The organism is bacterium (assembly GCA_012517375.1).
Taxonomy (GTDB): domain Bacteria; phylum Hydrothermota; class Tepidihabitantia; order B3-TA06; family B3-TA06; genus JAAYVC01.
The window spans coordinates 1-15141 of the sequence record JAAYVC010000002.1; the positions used below are offsets into that span (position 1 = coordinate 1).

The window sequence follows — 15141 nt, forward strand, 5'->3', positions numbered from 1 at the left end:
GCTAATAGGTAAGCAGGCGATCCAGCTAGAGATACTAAAAAAAACGGAGGAGTTGGTGAAGGGTCGTCGTGGGCGGTAAGCATGCTTAAGAATGCGGGTTACACGATAGTGGACGCGTGTCAGGCTCTGGGGTATCGCGGAGCCGGTATTACGCGTCGGGGAGTCCCCGTAAAACCTGCCGATCCGCTCCGACCATCGGGACAGCACTCTGTTAAAGCGGATCAAGGCTCTGAAGTTGGAGCATCCGTTCTGGGGGTATCGCCGGGTTCGTGCGTGGCTGGTATACCGGGAGGAGGTGTTAGTGAATGAGAAGCGGGTTCGTCGCATCATGAAGGAGCATGGATTTACGGTATCTCAGGCGATTCACAAGGCTAAGAGAACTGCCTCCAGACCCAAGCCGAGGGCTGATAAGCCGTTGCAATACTGGGGCATAGACGCGACCAAGTTCATGGTCTGCGGTCTTGGCTGGGTCTACCTCGTGATAGTTCTGGACTGGTATACGAAGAAGGTAGCAGGCTGGAACCTTTCCGTAAGGAACAGGACGCAGGATTGGAAAGAAGCCCTCGATATGGCGGTCAATCGAGAGTTTGCCGATGGCGTTCGCGGCAGGGAATTGAAGCTCATAAGCGACAACGGGTCGCAGCCTACCTCCTTAAGCTTTATGAGGGATATGTCAGCGCTTGAGATAGAACAGGTATTCACGTCCTACAACAACCCGAAGGGTAACGCTTATACCGAGCGGATGATGCGAACCATCAAGGAGGAGGTCTTGTGGCTTAACGAGTTCTACTCGTTCCAGGAGGCGAAGGAGAAACTCGATGCGTGGTTTGTTGTGGATTACAACAAGCTATACGTGCACAGCAGCCTGGGATACAGGAGTCCGGAGGAGTTCGAGGCCCTTTACTCCCAGCAAGTTCTTAAGGAAGCAATGTGAAACCTCTAAACTCATTTTACCTCAAATCTGTCTTGACAAATGGGTCGCACTACAGGTGTAACGCATATATAGCTACTTTCAACTGCGAAAATTATGATCAGTACTACATGTCAATTATGAGAGTATTAACTTCGGGAGAAGTAAAAGACTATACAGATACATGGCCTGTCACAAAAATGAACGGTGATGCTTATATTGAAATCATCCCCGGAGATACGCTGGTGATAACAGGTTCTAATCAATCTGTACAAAGCAAAGTAATCGTAAAAGCATTAGTAACTTCTGAAGGATTGACTCCTATAGATGAATTGACATATCCAATAACCTGTTGTGCGCTTGGCTTACTAAGTATAACGCAGGGTATGTATAATGTATATGTAAATTGGGAACAAGGATTTGGATTGTTTGCATCAACAAAAGGTGACGGCACTTTCAAGCTTGCAAGTATGCATCTTACACCAGAAGCAAATTACGAGTGTACAGAATTAGGTAGTTACTCCTTGAAAGATTATACTTGGAGAACTTACACTGATATGTGGCTTCCGAAATCTACCGTTGAAAAATATAAAGATGAGGGCTTTACTGTGTTTCTTTCTGATCCCATCGATAGTACAACTACCCATGTTGTGCGTCTTGACGAGAAAGGATTCCCTATAGACCCTTCAACACTCAACGCTGGCGGCAAACGGACAACCTTACCATTCGCTGCATTACCAAATACATGTAAGCCATACGTCGAAATGCTTACTTGGGGTAATCAGTTTGGACTATACCCTGATTCGGGCAGAGTACAGTTCTGGGGCGTTGACCACGAAGGCAACCTTTACCTTTACAAAAAAACAAAGAAACGCTAAAGGAGGCCTCCAAGAAGTTACCCAGTGACTTCTCGGGGCTAAAAAAAGGAGGCGCTTGGTGTTTCAAGCGCCCCATGGTGATTCCTCCCCCCAGCACCATATTATCTTCTCCGCATTCCCCACCCATTCGCAACACAGCGCCCTTTGCCTTCTTTCGCATCCCCTGAGCGCAAGAAGCTCTCACCTCCTCCCAAGCCTTCCATCTCCCTCTAAAGACGGCAACATACACTAGAGCAAGAAACGTGCCAACTTGGCGCGAAAATTGAAGTTATATAATGCGCGCAAATCAAGCGTTTGCGGCGATGGTTTTGAGGCAGATCAAAATGTTACCATTTTATTTAACTAATAGTATCATGAAAATTATCCTTTGGTGAAATGGGAAAGCTCTTGGTAAGGAAGCCTCAAAGAAAAAGATAAGCCATATTTGTGCGGATTCCCCGGAAAATCCTTTCAACGACTATAGGGAAAGGTCGGGATTCCCAAAAGAGTTACTCCTGGTAACTTTTTTGGGGCAAAGGGGTTACCCGGAAAATCGTTCCCGGCGATTTTCTGGGGTGTTGTTCGGGGTCCCATCAATAAACCGCTTCGCGATTTATTGGGATAAGGGGGGTCCCCAAAAAGTTGCGTCCTGCAACTTTTTGGGGCAATTTATTTGCTCGCTGCCGCGCCAAGAGCAATAGAGTAGAGCTTGGTCTTGGCATCATCCGCGCGGGAAAGCATCACTACAGGCTTTGCCGCTCCGGCAACGATTCCGCATGCGCTTGCTCCGCCGAGATATATGAGTCCTTTTGCGAATATGTTCCCGGCGGCAATGTCGGGAACGATGAGGATGTCGGCAGCACCTGCGACCTTGCTCTTGACGCCTTTTATCTTGACCGCCTCATCGGATACGGCGAGATCGAGAGCGAGTGGTCCGTCCACGAACGCGCCCTTAATCTGTCCGCGGCATGCCATCTGGGTTATTTCTGCCCATTCCAAAGTGTCATTCATTTTGGGATTTACCACTTCGACCGCGGCAAGCAGGGCGACCTTAGGTTCAGAGATGCCGAGCGAGTGAGCGACCTCTATTGCGTTGTTGATTATATCGAGCTTTGTAGTGATATCGGGCGCTATGTTCATTCCCCCGTCCGAGACAAGAAGCAGCCTTCCGAGCGAGGGCGGTTCGAGAATAGCGATATGGGAAAGCACCCTGCCTGTGCGGAGCCCGACCTCCTTATCTAGAACGGCTCCGAGGAATTTTGACGTTTCGAGATGGCCTTTCAGGAGAAAATCGCCCTTCGTGCGAACCTCCTCGACTGCGGCAATCGCCGCTTCGGCATCCAAACAGTCCTTTATCTCGAAGCCGTCGAGCTTGACGCCCGCCTCATCGGCAGCTTTTTTTATGCTCTCCTTAGGTCCGCAAAGAATGCCCTTTGCTATGCCTTCGGACTGAGCTATCGAGAGCGCTTCAAGGGTTACGTGGTCCTGAGCGGCGGCAACAACCGCCCGGCGAGGACCATGTTCACGAGCCTTTGCCTTTATGGCTTCAAGAGAGTTGATCATGTCTCCCCTTAGAGATTGAATGCTCGTTTAAGGCTATCCCTGAACTGTATGAGTCCGGGCTCTGTGGGATTCATGCGTATAAGCTCGTCGAGAACGCCTATAGCCTTGGCAGGCGCATTAAGGTAGTCGAGGTAAAGACGGAACGCGACCTCGTGTCCAGGGTATCGCCTGTTCCAGGCGTCGGTCAGCTCCATCGCTTTTGCCGTGTCTTTTGTCGTTTCAAGGTAGAACAAAGCAAGGCTCACCAGCGGCTGGTAGTTTTCCCTGGTTGCGGATGCGTAGGCTTTTTTGAGTTCCTGTTCCGCTCTGACAGTGTCGCCCCGACGCAGGTAGCCTATGCCCTGGCGGATGTAGAAATCGCCGCCGAGCCAATTATTGGCTTCGAGCTCCTTACGGTACTTATCGGCGTCTTCGGTTGCGCCAGCCTGGGACGCGAACATGTATAGATTCAAAAGGAATACCCTGCGAACCTCCGGTTCAACTTCAAACTGGGCAACCGGCTTGACGAACTCATAGGCTTTCTTAGGTTCTCCCCTTGAGGCAAGAAGCTCGCCTATCTCCTGCATTGCGACGCCGTAGTTGATGAAAAGCCCTTTTGCCTGCTCGTCGCGGCGCACCTTGGGGTCGAGTATTGATTTCATTTTGAACTCTTTAGTAAATATCTGCACAGAACGGTCTATATTGATAGCCGGGCGGGTCAGTGCAGTATCGGATGGCGGCGCCTTGCGGAAGCGCAGTGCCAGTCCTTCCTGTATGAGGTAAGGTCCGAACTCAGAAACCCTGGATGGTGATACCGTAGACGAGAAGTAAACGGGCATAACGGTTTCCTTGTAGTCCTTCATCACGTTGTCGATGAACATGGGCGCCGGCAGGAGATAGTCTCGGGGAATCTTGGTCGAGAAGCCGGATACAGAAACCTTTTCGGAATCGGCGTATACCTTGCCTGCATTGGTGGCTAACATGTCGCGTATCATTAAATCCGCAAGCATGATTACCCTGTTGCGTCCAAGGATTACGTAAGCCGGAAGATTGTCGATCTCGCCCGAACCGTAGTCCGCGACTATGTAGCCAATCCCGTTCTCCTTTTTCTCAGGTTCCATTGCAAGGCTCACAAGTCCGGTAAGTGTATCCACACTGCCGACTTTCCTGCGAGACGAGTCATAGAGATTACCGTGCCTGTCAGCCTTGACCTTCCTGCCGAAGAAGGTAAACTCGAACGTCTTCGGCTTAACCGGCGGATGAGCCGCGTAACCCTCCCAGGCGTTTCCTGCCGAGGTCTTCACGAGAGGGATTTTTTCATTTTTCGATTCGTATACGAAGGATACCGGCGCGCCCTTTCGCTTCAACTGTTCGATGTACCAGGGAGTGTTAAGGAGAGAGAGATTGGCGTTGATGACGCCGTGCTTGTATGGTTTCTTGTTGTTTTCGTAGCTTGTAGAAGGAACCTCCTGCACGAACCACAGCGGGAATGTATCGTTATCGCCGTTCGTAAAGATGACCGAAGGCTCCCTGCAGGAGGCAAGAATGTTGTAGCCGTACTCAAGGGGTATCCAGTCGCCGTGACGGGAAAGGAAGGGCAGGTTCACGATGCCTGCAAGGACGGCAGCGCCAATCGTTACGCCGCCGGTAACTCCTGAGAGAACCCTGAAAAGACCTTTTCTTTTTACAGACTGCTTGAGACTCGCTATTATCTCAAACAGCCCGAACCCAGTGAAAAGACCCCAGATGGCATAGCTGAAGGTAAAGAAGTAGTCTCGTTCGCGAACCTCCTGGGGAAGAGACGTAAATCCTTTCGGTAAAGGTCCGCTGTGCGGGAACCGCATGTTGACGTATATGACGAGCCCGACAGAAGCAAGAAGATACCCCGTAAGCAGGAGCCAGAAAAGCTTCTTATCCCTCTTCGCCAGAGAATAAAGACCCATGATGCCTAAGGCGGTGGGTACGGCCGTAAGAAGAACCCTTCCTGCAACGGTCAGCGCCGACTTGCCTGAAAGAGCCTGCATGCCCCACTGCCACAGATAGTACTTGATGTACATCACGAACTGCCATAGTATTCCTGCAATGGGACCTATTCCTGTAGCCTGGCCTGTATCAGGGTCAACAACGGTCTTGCGAGGCCATAGCTGGTTCTGAACGGTTGCCCTTCCGTACTGTTCCCTGCGGAGAACGGAGAAGAAGCGGTCCCACGTTTCGGGAGCGACCATGTTTATGGAGGGGTGCTGGTGAGCGCGAATGAGGAGATACAGCTGTACCGAATAACCTATAGCCACAAGTACGGCTCCAATGGCAAGGAACTTCATGTCGAGCTTGTATTCCTTCGCGGCATAAAGGAAGACGCCGACGAATACTGCTACGCCAAGCAGAATCACCAAAAGAGGAAGCTTTAGCGCCGCAAGAAGAATCAGGAGGAGGTAGGAACCCAGGAAAAGCCATGCCGGAGTGAATCCCTTTCTCGACATCTTGCTCTGAGTAAAGATGTAGCCCACAAACAAGGACAAAACCGCAATCTGAGGCCACCCCAGCTCGAACAGCATGAAGGACAGCCCGAGAATTCCAAGAAAGAATGCCGGAAGAAGCCTGTGGTTCACAATAGCTATAAAGGGAATGAGACCGAAAAGCATGAGCAGGGGTGTAAGGTGGATACCTGAGGAGAGAACAGTTATGTAGAGAGCAAGGAGCACAAGGCTATTGGCGTTCAAAGCATCGTTCTTGAAGGAAGCCGCCGGAGATGCAAGCGGTGAACCGGTTCCTCCTGCTACAGCACCTACTGCCTTATGCGCTTCGAAACGATCACGCCACAGAACGGTCAGGTATATGATTCCGAACCCTATAAGGGTCGACGGAGAATACACCTCCGCCTCCAAGGAGTTGTCCCATACTGAGAAGGCGAAAAGAATGAACAGTGCGCCTGCGACGCCGGCAACGGTAGGAATCCACTTCTCCATCGACTCCGTCTTGACTATCTTGAACGAACGAATAACGCGGCTGATAAGAAGGGATGCCAGGGCAGCGGTCAAGGTTCCGGAAAGAACGCTCATGAAATTGATGCGCATGGCAATCTCGGGGAATATCGGCAACAGAGAGAAGATTCGACCCACGAGTACGAATAAGGGCGTTCCAGGCGGATGAGGTACGCCAAGAATGTGGGAACAGGCAAGAAACTCGCCAACGTCCCAGAAGGCAACCGTAGGCGAAACGGTGTAAAGGTAGATTACGAGAGCGATAACAAAGACAATACCGGCTACAAGCCAGTCCATCCGGCGTTGATTCATTTCTCCTCCTTGGAGTAAATCTTTTCAAGGTAGGCTGTAAGTTCTTTAATTTCTAAGTTTGTATAAAGTTTTCCTTCAAGTCCGACGCTTACCCCTCCGGTTTCCTCGCTCACTACTATTGAGACGGCATCAGTGGCAGAACAGATACCCAGTCCTGCACGGTGACGCATCCCGTAGTAATCTTCTATCCAAGGTTCGTCGCTTACGGGCAGGATGCTCGCCGCTGACAACACCTTATCGCCCCTTATGATGCATGCCCCGTCATGAAGGGGTGAGGGCGGAGTAAAGATTGAGACGATGAGCGCCGCCGATACCCGCGCGTCAATCCTTGTTCCTGTGGCTACATACTCCCCGAGATCGATATCCCTCTCGAACACGATCAGAGCCCCTATCTTGCGCTTGCGCATCTCCTCCACCGCCTTCATTATCTCGGCAACCGCTACGTGAGACTCGGAACGCACGAGAAATCTCAGGAGCCTGTAGCGGCCCATCCTGGCAAGGGCATTGCGAATTTCGGGCTGAAAAAGAATGACGAATGCGATTATCCATATCGCCATCAACGAGTTGAGGATAAGGGAGAGCGCCGCGAGGTTGAGGGTACGGGCGACAAGCGTAGATATGAAAATCAATACAAGCCCTATCAGTATCTGAAGCGCTCTGGTTCCTTTTATGAAACGAAGGAAAAGATAGATGATTATCGTGACAACGGCGACATCTACAAAATCAAGAATCCCCGGCCTCAGAATATCTGTCACCGCTCGCCCCCTTTGGATATGAGAGATGCAGCGTCAAGAGCCCTTCTGTGCTCTGCTACGTCGTGCACACGCAGGATTGAGGCTCCGTTAAGGTAGGAAATAACGGACGCAGCAATAGAAGCCTCAAGTCTTTCTCCGACCTCAAGCCCCAGAAGCTTGCCTATAAAGGATTTTCTGGATGCGCCGACAAGGATGGGTACTCCGAACGCCTTCAGTTCCGCAAGCCTCGCTATGGCTAGAGAGTTATCGTGAACTCTTTTTCCGAAGCCTATACCAGGATCAATAAGCATTTTTTTGACTGAAAGCCCGATTGCGTTTATCTCATCGAGTTTTGCCCGGAAGAATTCGTAAAGCTCCTCGTTGAAGTCATCGTATTGAGGGTCATTCTGCATCGTCTTGGGAACACCCTTGGAGTGCATAAGAACGTACGCGGCTCCCGAGCGCGAAGCCAGCGACCATAGTTCCGGAACCTTGCCGCCCGAGACGTCGTTGATTATGGAAGCACCCGCTTTTATAGCCCGCTCCGCTACAAGCGGCGAGGTAGTATCAATGGACCAGTGAATATCCTTAGTTTTAAGATACTCAAATACAGGATTCAGACGCTCAATCTGAGTGTCGGTAGAAACAGCATCGGCTCCGGGTCGGCTCGACTCAGCGCCCACGTCGATTATGTCCGCTCCCTCATTCAGCATCTCTTCCAATCGAGAGATAGCCGCTGATGGTTCAAGATAGGAGCCGCCGTCTGAAAAGGAGTCCGGCGTAACATTCAGGACGCCCATAATGACGGGTCTGTCAAGAGGAAGGGCACTTTTAGGAAGATTTATGCTGGAAGGCGGGTTTTCGAGGTTACCTAACAGAGTGAATATCTGTTTTTCGAAGCCTGCAAGCCCGAACGGCTGTCCGGAAAGCGATACGGCAACCCTTCCGAGCTGTCGTCTTGTCCCCATAAACAGGGCATCCGAGCAGTCTACTTTACCCGTTATCACGTCCCTGTGTACGGCAACGTCCGCGCCAAGGGATAGCGCGGTCTGTTTGAGAATGTTCGCCGCCGGCGTCAGCATGCCCTTTATCTTCAGAAGGAAGGAATCCTTCTTATCAAGAAATATTCCGAGACACGATTCGTCAACCTCAAGCCTCCTGAGTTCTGATTCCAGAACGGCATTTGACGCCGCGGCAATAGGTCTCAAGTACATCAGAGCCTGAGTCCTTTCATCAATGAAAGCGCCTCGGCTCTTGTTTCTGCCCGTCTCAGAGCTCCTCGCATCGCAGAAGTCAGGGTTAGGGTTCCCGGCTTCTTGACCCCCCGCATCGTGACGCACAGATGCTCTGCTTCTATGACAACCATGACGCCCAAAGGATTCAGAACCTCGTTGAATATGTCTGCAATCTCGGCTGTAAGCCGCTCCTGAATCTGGGGTCTGCGCGTAAGGATATCGACAAAACGCACGATGTCGCCGAATCCCGTAATCCTGTTCTCGCGCGGAATGTAGGCGACGTGAATCTTGCCGAAGAAGGGAAGAAGATGATGCTCGCAGAAGGAGTAAAAGGGAATATCCTTCACGAGAATCATCTCGTCCTGATTCTGCGCTGTGTAGGTTTTTAGAACGTCTCTGGGGTCCTGCCCGATTCCCGATAGAACATCGGGAAGCATCCGGGCTACAGCCTGCGGAGTATCGCGAAGACCAGGCCTTAACGGATCTTCGCCGATAGCTTTCAGGAGAAGCTCTACGGCCTGCTCAACCCCTTTTACGTCCACCACCGTCCTTAGATTTGCCATGTCCGGGTTTTTCTTGATTCCTTGACTTCTTTTCGGCATTCGGCTTGTCCTTGATCCCGAGTATCGAGTCTATATCCTGGGCGTCGAGCGTCTCCTTCTTTATGAGTGTTTCGGCCAGTTCCTTGAGCTTGGAGACGTTGCGCTCAACAATATCCTTCGAACGCTTGTGCTGGCCTTCCACAATGCTTCTGATCTCGTCGTCAATAAGCTGGGCGGTCTTTTCACTGTAGTTGCGCTGAACGCCCATCTCGCGGCCCAGGAATATCTCGGCTTCAATCCTTCCGAAGGTTAATGGGCCGAGCTTTGAGCTCATGCCCCATTCGCAGACCATCTTGCGGGCAAGAAGCGTGGCTTTTTCGAGATCGTTTGCGGCTCCTGTCGAGAGATCGCCGAACACCTTCTCCTCGGCGGCCCTTCCGCCGAGCATGAAAGCAATCTGGTTCTCGCAGAAGTCCTTCGGGTAAATCTTGCGCTCGTCTATGGGCAGGGACTGCGTTACGCCGAGAGCCATCCCGCGCGGAATTATCGTGACCTTGTGAAGGGGATCCATTCCCGGAATCATCCGCGAGACAAGGGCATGGCCGGCCTCGTGGTACGCTGTGCGGCGCTTCTCCTCAGGCGAGAGGAGAAGGCTGCGGCGCTCCGCACCCATCAAGACCTTGTCCTTGGCGTCCTCGAAATCCTGGGCGGTAACGCTTTCACGGTTCCGGCGTGCGGCTATCAAAGCGGCTTCGTTGACCATGTTCTCGAGATCGGCTCCTGTGAATCCCGGGGTGCCCCTTGCAAGAACGGAGAGGTCGACGTCCGCGGCAAGGGGAATCCTGCGGACTTTTACCTTGAGGATCTCCTCTCGTCCGAGAACGTCGGGCTGATCGAGAACAACCTTGCGGTCGAAGCGGCCGGGCCGCAGGAGCGCCGGGTCGAGGATGTCGGGCCGATTAGTGGCAGCCATTATGATGATTCCGTCCGAACCCTGAAAGCCGTCCATCTCGACAAGGAGCTGGTTTAGCGTCTGCTCTCGCTCGTCGTGACCTCCTCCGAGTCCTGCTCCGCGGTGCCGTCCCACGGCATCTATCTCGTCTATAAAAATGATGCATGGCGCATGACGCTTGCCCTGGTCAAAAAGATCACGAACTCGAGACGCGCCGACTCCCACGAAGAGCTCTACGAAATCTGAACCGGAGATCGAAAGGAAGGGCACGCTCGCCTCCCCGGCAACGGCACGGGCAAGAAGCGTTTTCCCGGTGCCGGGCGCGCCTACAAGAAGCACGCCCTTGGGGATTCGGCCGCCCAGACGGCTGAATTTGCGTGGAGAACGGAGAAATTCGATTACTTCTTCCAGCTCCTCTTTTGCTTCCTTTACGCCTGCGACATCTTCGAAGGTAACGTTGGGCCGGGTCTCTGTAGTGACCCTTACCCTCGATTTGCCGAACTGAAGGTTTCGCGACGCTCCTACCTGCGACTGTCTCATTATCATGAACCAGAAAAAGAGTATGAGAACCCAGGGAACGATTGAAAGAAGTATGCTGAGCCACTGGACGCGGTTCTGGGCTCTTACCTCGACGCCTGCCGCCCTGAGGTCATCAATAATTTTAGGGTCGTCGAACGGTATGAGAACCTTGAAGCGGTTAGTAGTAACGGTGTCGCCGTTTACGTCGCGTATCTTAAGCTTTCTTGCATCCGGTCGATTGGGGTCTCCGAAGTATCCTGTAATTTGTTTCTCGGAGATGGATACATTCTTCAACTCGGGGATTAAATTCCGGAACTCGGTGTAGGATATCTCAGGCGTCTGCGGACGCATGAAGAGAAAATAATAACCTACAGGTATTATAATAAGCAGAACTACCCATATAAGGATGGTTCTCAAATTAACTGAACCCGCCTGCTGCGGCGGTTTATTAGCCATTTTCACCTCTCAAAAGAGTCATGATGATTATTTCTTTCGTTCCGCCCGTTACGGGTGCAACGGCCGAACGCATTAAGCCTACAATCCACAAAACACTTTCTCCCATGCACAAAAGAGGCCAGCCCTTTCTTAAGTCTCGCGGCACTTTTTTTTCCGTAAAGACTTTCTTGATCTTGATTTCTTTATTGTGCCCGAAAGGGATAATCTTGTCCCCTTCGCGCCAGGGCCGCAGCGTAAGAGGCGGCTTAACCTCATTTGCATCAAACGCAACGCTATCAAAATTATATTGTACTTCCCTTTTTTCCCCCTTCTCGGCCTTCAACCGCCATCCGAAACGGGAAAGATGCACTTCCTTGTTCAAATCCTCAATCGTATAAGCGTCCCATTCGCTCGCATCCTCAAGCGGGAGAAGTCTAAGACGTCCGTAAGAGCGTACGAGTCTTTGGCCTCGCCCTCTTGCAATCTCCCGTGTTCCGCGAATAGAACCGGAAAGAAGGATTTTCATCAAATCATGCAGCCCTAGCCAGGGTGCGAACCGCCGCAAAACGCGGATTTGTGTAGCAATATTATATTGTGAAAGCTTGGAAGTGTCAAGTTCAAGGTTTTTTTTAAGCGACCCCGATCCTTGAGCGGAAACAACGGCAGGCGGGGAGGGCAAGGAGGGCGAGGAGGGTGCAGAGGATGACGGCTGGTCGGAAAAGCGCATAATATACTCTAAAGCAAGGCTTGCCTCTTTATCAAGCGACTCCTTAGCTAGATCGCCAAGTTCAAGGGTTCTTGAGAGCGTTGTTTCGATTGAAGGGTTAATCTCCTTAAGGATAGGGATTACCCGATGCCGGATGAAGTTGCGAACGAAGGAAACGGATTCGTTGGAAGCGTCCTCGCGCCAGGACAGCCCGCTGGATTTGAGATACGTGAGCACTTCGTCCCTTGTGCAGCGGATAAGAGGCCTGATGAAACATGCTCTTCTTGCCGGTATGCCCCACAATAGAGGTTCTGCCCTTCCCCGGATAAGGGAGATTAGAAGCCATTCCGCATTATCTGACGCAGTATGCCCCAGAGCCGCAAGGTCATAATCGCCCGATTCAAGCAGTTTTCCGAGCCCCTTATACCTCAGTTTTCGCCCTGCCATCTCCAGGGAAAGACCATTCTCCCCGGCATACCTCCCGGCATCCGCACGTTCAAGGTGAAATGGCAGCTTGAGGTTGCTCGAATTTTTTTTCACGAATTCCTGGTCTGCGTTGGACTCGCTCCCGCGCAAGAGATGGTTGAGGTGGTATACTCCGAGTTTTTTTATTCCGAGGGTTTCACGGTTCCTGCAGAGATAGAAAAGGAGAGCGGTTGAGTCAGCCCCGCCTGAACAGGCGACCACAACCTTTGCACCCTCCCTGAAGCCGCACTCTCTTCTTAAGGTTTGCTCAACTTTCTTCTCGAACGTCACTTTATTTGAGAACCAGGAAGAGCACGATGCCAAGGGCACCTGCGGCAAAACAGTAGAAACTGAACAGCCAGAACTTCCTTGAAACGACTATTCTGCGAAGCGCCCAGAGCGCGAACATGCCTACGCCAAGACTCGCCGCGAATCCTGTGGCAAGTGCAGGGATGGAGCCCAGGCTCGTGATATCCTTTAATTCGAGTATGTTGGCGGCAAGAACCGCAGGCAGGGACAAAAGAAAGCTGAACTCAAACGCCTCTACCGAGGCTACACCAAGAAGAAGGGCGGTCGCTATGGTCAGACCCGAGCGTGAAAGACCGGGAAGTATTGCCGCGGCCTGGGCAATGCCTATTATTATGGCGTCGGAAAGACCCAGAGGCTTCGAGCGCTCCTTTGACCAGCGGGTAAGAAGAAGCACAAGACCGGTACCTATCAAAAAGAAAGGCACGTACAAGGGCTGGTTGAAGATTCGCTCTATGGGCTCCTTTGCCAGAAGCCCCACCAGAGCTGCCGGTATCGAACCTACGATTATGTATAGAATCATCTTCAAGCTGGACCTTCGTTCTTCCGGGGTTCTGAATATATCGGCTAAGAGCTTCCATATCCTTTTTGCGAAGAAGATGATGAGCGCCGCAAGCGTTCCAAAGTGAAGGAACACTACTGTTGCGAGCGCCGCTTCCTTGAAGTTTAGGATATTCTCCGCAAGCACCAGATGGCCGGACGAAGAAACCGGCAGAAACTCCGTCAGCCCCTGAAGCACCCCCAGAATAAACATCTTCCAGATCATCTCTGCTCCTTAATGATTAAAACTCCCAGAAAAGATCCGCGCCTACACGTGCGCGAGTCGTATTATTACCCTGCACATTGTCGAGATTGGTTGTCTGGACAAGCTTTCCCCATACATCAAGATAGCTCCGACCAATAAGGGTAAGTTTTAAATCCAGACGACCGGAGAAACGGTTCTCTACAACACCGGACGGGAACGGAGGGTGATAGGCAGCGCTGTCCGCCGCTCCGTCGTCTTGAAAGTCCCGCCATTCATCACCCTCGCCGTGGCGCTCGTAGCGGCCATCGAAGCCCAGGGTAATGGGAGGAGCTACCCGCCAGGAGATGTAGACCCTTGCGCGGTCAGCGTCAGGACCGAGGTCGTCGCCCAGTATCCTGCCCCTGAACGTATAGTTCTGGTTATCGTGGCGCTGGGCGTACGTCCATTTGGTAATCGCGGTATAGTCGGCGCGCAAGTCAACCTCGGATTTGAATATTGAGACCCACTGCGCTCCTATCGTTCCTCCTATCTTGTTTGGACCCGTTGCCGGCTCGTAGGCGAAATCATCGACAATAAACTCAGCATAGATTTTAAAGGGTCTCAAGAATACCTCTGCGTCGGCAGACCAGAGTATGTTCTCGTCCTGGAGCTTGTTCCACTGCATGAAGTAGTAGAAGGCGAACGGCGCCGCAATGTAGACAAACACGTCGTTGGAGTCGTTTGCAACAAGCGCCTCCGAGAGTCCAAGCTTCCAGGTGCGGCTCGCGTACTCGAAGCGGTGCATTATCAAACGCTTGTCCGCTTGCAGCCACGAAAATAGCGTCGTGAAGTTTACGCCCTTCCAGTGGAGGGTGTAAGCGGCGTGGTCTATTCCCCATGGTTCGGTTGAAAGAATGAGTCCGCCGTCGGGTACGGGCCCCATGTGAATCTCGGAACGTCCAGCCTGAATGTGCAGCCAGTCGAAGTCTACATCGAGCCTTGCGTCAGGAATCTCGGCGAAAACGGGACGCTCGTCCCCGCGCCAGGACTTTGCATCGAAGCAGGAGTCCCACTTCGGCGCATACGTGATGCGGTGGGTTGCGAAGAAAGAGAACGGACCGATACCGCCCTCGTAGCGCACCTCGGGTCCTGCGCGAAGGGAGTCCGGAATCTTGTATGATGCGCCCACCGCTCCGCCTAGTTTGAAGAACGCCGACGCACCGCTCTCTCCTCCATTACCCTGGAGCCTGAGCGCGGGCGCCCAGCGCTTGAATCTCGATTTAATAATTCCAAGCGAAGCAAGATCAAAGCTGTCGGCTCGGGAAAGCGCTGCTTCAGGATTGAACGCCTCGAACACCTGCTTTTCTGTATACGGTCGGGTGTCGGGCAGACCCTGAAGCGCTCCTTTAGCCTCGAGCCTAGCTATGGCGATGTACGCCGGATCATCCAGCGGGATGATTTGTGCGAATAAAAGTGTAATAATCAATATTCTAAACCTCCAAGCGTAACTTTAACTTTGACGCAACAAAAGTCAACCCGTAACACTACCCGTAACACTACCCGCAACACCGCCCGCAACAACCCTCTCCCTGGAGCTTGAAGGAACCTCAATTCGGTATTACCTACCCTCAGGCGAGCGTGGTACCCTTACCGTATACGACCCATCGGGCCGTAGTATCGAGAGCTACCGAGTCCAGGGCGAAGGCAAAGTGGCGATGAGGGCAAACCTCCCATCGGGCGTGTATTTTATTAAGCTTGAGGCGGGGAAGGCAAGCGTCACTAAGAAGGTGGTGGTTTTGCGTTAATAACCCCCTCCTAGCGCTTCCTTGAAGCGCAATCCTCCCCACGAGGGGGGAGGGGTAAGAATAGGAAATCCCCCCTACCCCCCTTAATAAGGGGGGCTCCCTCACCCGGCTGAAGC

12 protein-coding genes are annotated in these 15141 nt (G+C 52.2%); 3 read left to right on the forward strand and 9 right to left on the reverse strand.

Annotated features, from left to right (window positions below):
* The first annotated feature begins 175 nt into the window (after window positions 1-175).
* The gene (locus GX441_00190) at window positions 176-934 is read left to right on the forward strand and encodes an IS3 family transposase (protein NLI97062.1); all 759 of its coding nucleotides are present in this window, start codon (window positions 176-178) and stop codon (window positions 932-934) included.
* Window positions 935-1050: 116 nt separating this feature from the next.
* Window positions 1051-1788 (forward strand): hypothetical protein, encoded by a 738-nt coding sequence (locus tag GX441_00195; GenBank protein ID NLI97063.1) that lies wholly within the window; start codon window positions 1051-1053, stop codon window positions 1786-1788.
* A gap of 648 nt (window positions 1789-2436) precedes the next feature.
* Here GX441_00195 and GX441_00200 read toward each other — a convergent pair.
* Genes GX441_00200 through GX441_00240 form a run of 9 tightly spaced genes read right to left on the reverse strand, consistent with a single transcriptional unit; the run spans window position 2437 to window position 14706 of the window.
* Window positions 2437-3330 carry a bifunctional enoyl-CoA hydratase/phosphate acetyltransferase gene (locus GX441_00200; GenBank protein ID NLI97064.1) on the reverse strand — a complete coding sequence of 298 codons (894 nt, stop codon included), beginning with the start codon at window positions 3328-3330 and terminating at the stop codon, window positions 2437-2439.
* A gap of 8 nt (window positions 3331-3338) precedes the next feature.
* Window positions 3339-6602: a DUF2723 domain-containing protein gene (locus GX441_00205; GenBank protein ID NLI97065.1), complete on the reverse strand. Its 3264-nt coding sequence runs from the start codon at window positions 6600-6602 to the stop codon at window positions 3339-3341.
* Window positions 6599-7357 (reverse strand): TIGR00159 family protein, encoded by a 759-nt coding sequence (locus GX441_00210; GenBank protein ID NLI97066.1) that lies wholly within the window; start codon window positions 7355-7357, stop codon window positions 6599-6601. The genes GX441_00205 and GX441_00210 overlap by 4 nt, the downstream gene beginning before the upstream one ends.
* Window positions 7354-8550 carry a dihydropteroate synthase gene (gene folP, locus GX441_00215; protein NLI97067.1) on the reverse strand — a complete coding sequence of 399 codons (1197 nt, stop codon included), beginning with the start codon at window positions 8548-8550 and terminating at the stop codon, window positions 7354-7356. Before folP ends, GX441_00210 begins: the two co-directional genes overlap by 4 nt.
* Window positions 8550-9134 (reverse strand): GTP cyclohydrolase I FolE, encoded by a 585-nt coding sequence (folE, locus tag GX441_00220; protein NLI97068.1) that lies wholly within the window; start codon window positions 9132-9134, stop codon window positions 8550-8552. Before folE ends, folP begins: the two co-directional genes overlap by 1 nt.
* Window positions 9094-11040 (reverse strand): ATP-dependent metallopeptidase FtsH/Yme1/Tma family protein, encoded by a 1947-nt coding sequence (locus GX441_00225; GenBank protein ID NLI97069.1) that lies wholly within the window; start codon window positions 11038-11040, stop codon window positions 9094-9096. The genes folE and GX441_00225 overlap by 41 nt, the downstream gene beginning before the upstream one ends.
* Window positions 11033-12481 (reverse strand): tRNA lysidine(34) synthetase TilS, encoded by a 1449-nt coding sequence (tilS, locus tag GX441_00230; protein NLI97070.1) that lies wholly within the window; start codon window positions 12479-12481, stop codon window positions 11033-11035. Before tilS ends, GX441_00225 begins: the two co-directional genes overlap by 8 nt.
* Window position 12482: 1 nt before the next feature.
* Window positions 12483-13262 carry an undecaprenyl-diphosphate phosphatase gene (locus tag GX441_00235; GenBank protein ID NLI97071.1) on the reverse strand — a complete coding sequence of 260 codons (780 nt, stop codon included), beginning with the start codon at window positions 13260-13262 and terminating at the stop codon, window positions 12483-12485.
* 16 nt (window positions 13263-13278) lie between these two features.
* A complete protein-coding gene (locus GX441_00240; protein NLI97072.1) occupies window positions 13279-14706 on the reverse strand; it encodes a hypothetical protein in 1428 nt (475 codons plus the stop codon).
* 103 nt (window positions 14707-14809) lie between these two features.
* Here GX441_00240 and GX441_00245 point away from each other — a divergent pair, with 103 nt between their 5' ends.
* Window positions 14810-15025, forward strand: a complete 216-nt coding sequence (locus tag GX441_00245; GenBank protein NLI97073.1) for a T9SS type A sorting domain-containing protein — start codon at window positions 14810-14812, stop codon at window positions 15023-15025.
* The last annotated feature ends 116 nt before the right edge of the window (window positions 15026-15141 follow it).

Bases quoted from the DNA above. Each gene is read 5' to 3' on its own strand.
- GX441_00195 (NLI97063.1), top strand. From the start codon at position 1,051: ATGAGAGTATTAACTTCGGGAGAAGTAAAAGACTATACAGATACATGG.
- GX441_00200 (NLI97064.1), bottom strand. From the start codon at position 3,330: ATGATCAACTCTCTTGAAGCCATAAAGGCAAAGGCTCGTGAACATGGT.
- GX441_00205 (NLI97065.1), bottom strand. From the start codon at position 6,602: ATGAATCAACGCCGGATGGACTGGCTTGTAGCCGGTATTGTCTTTGTT.
- folP (NLI97067.1), bottom strand. From the start codon at position 8,550: ATGTACTTGAGACCTATTGCCGCGGCGTCAAATGCCGTTCTGGAATCA.
- folE (NLI97068.1), bottom strand. From the start codon at position 9,134: ATGGCAAATCTAAGGACGGTGGTGGACGTAAAAGGGGTTGAGCAGGCC.
- GX441_00225 (NLI97069.1), bottom strand. From the start codon at position 11,040: ATGGCTAATAAACCGCCGCAGCAGGCGGGTTCAGTTAATTTGAGAACC.
- GX441_00235 (NLI97071.1), bottom strand. From the start codon at position 13,262: ATGATCTGGAAGATGTTTATTCTGGGGGTGCTTCAGGGGCTGACGGAG.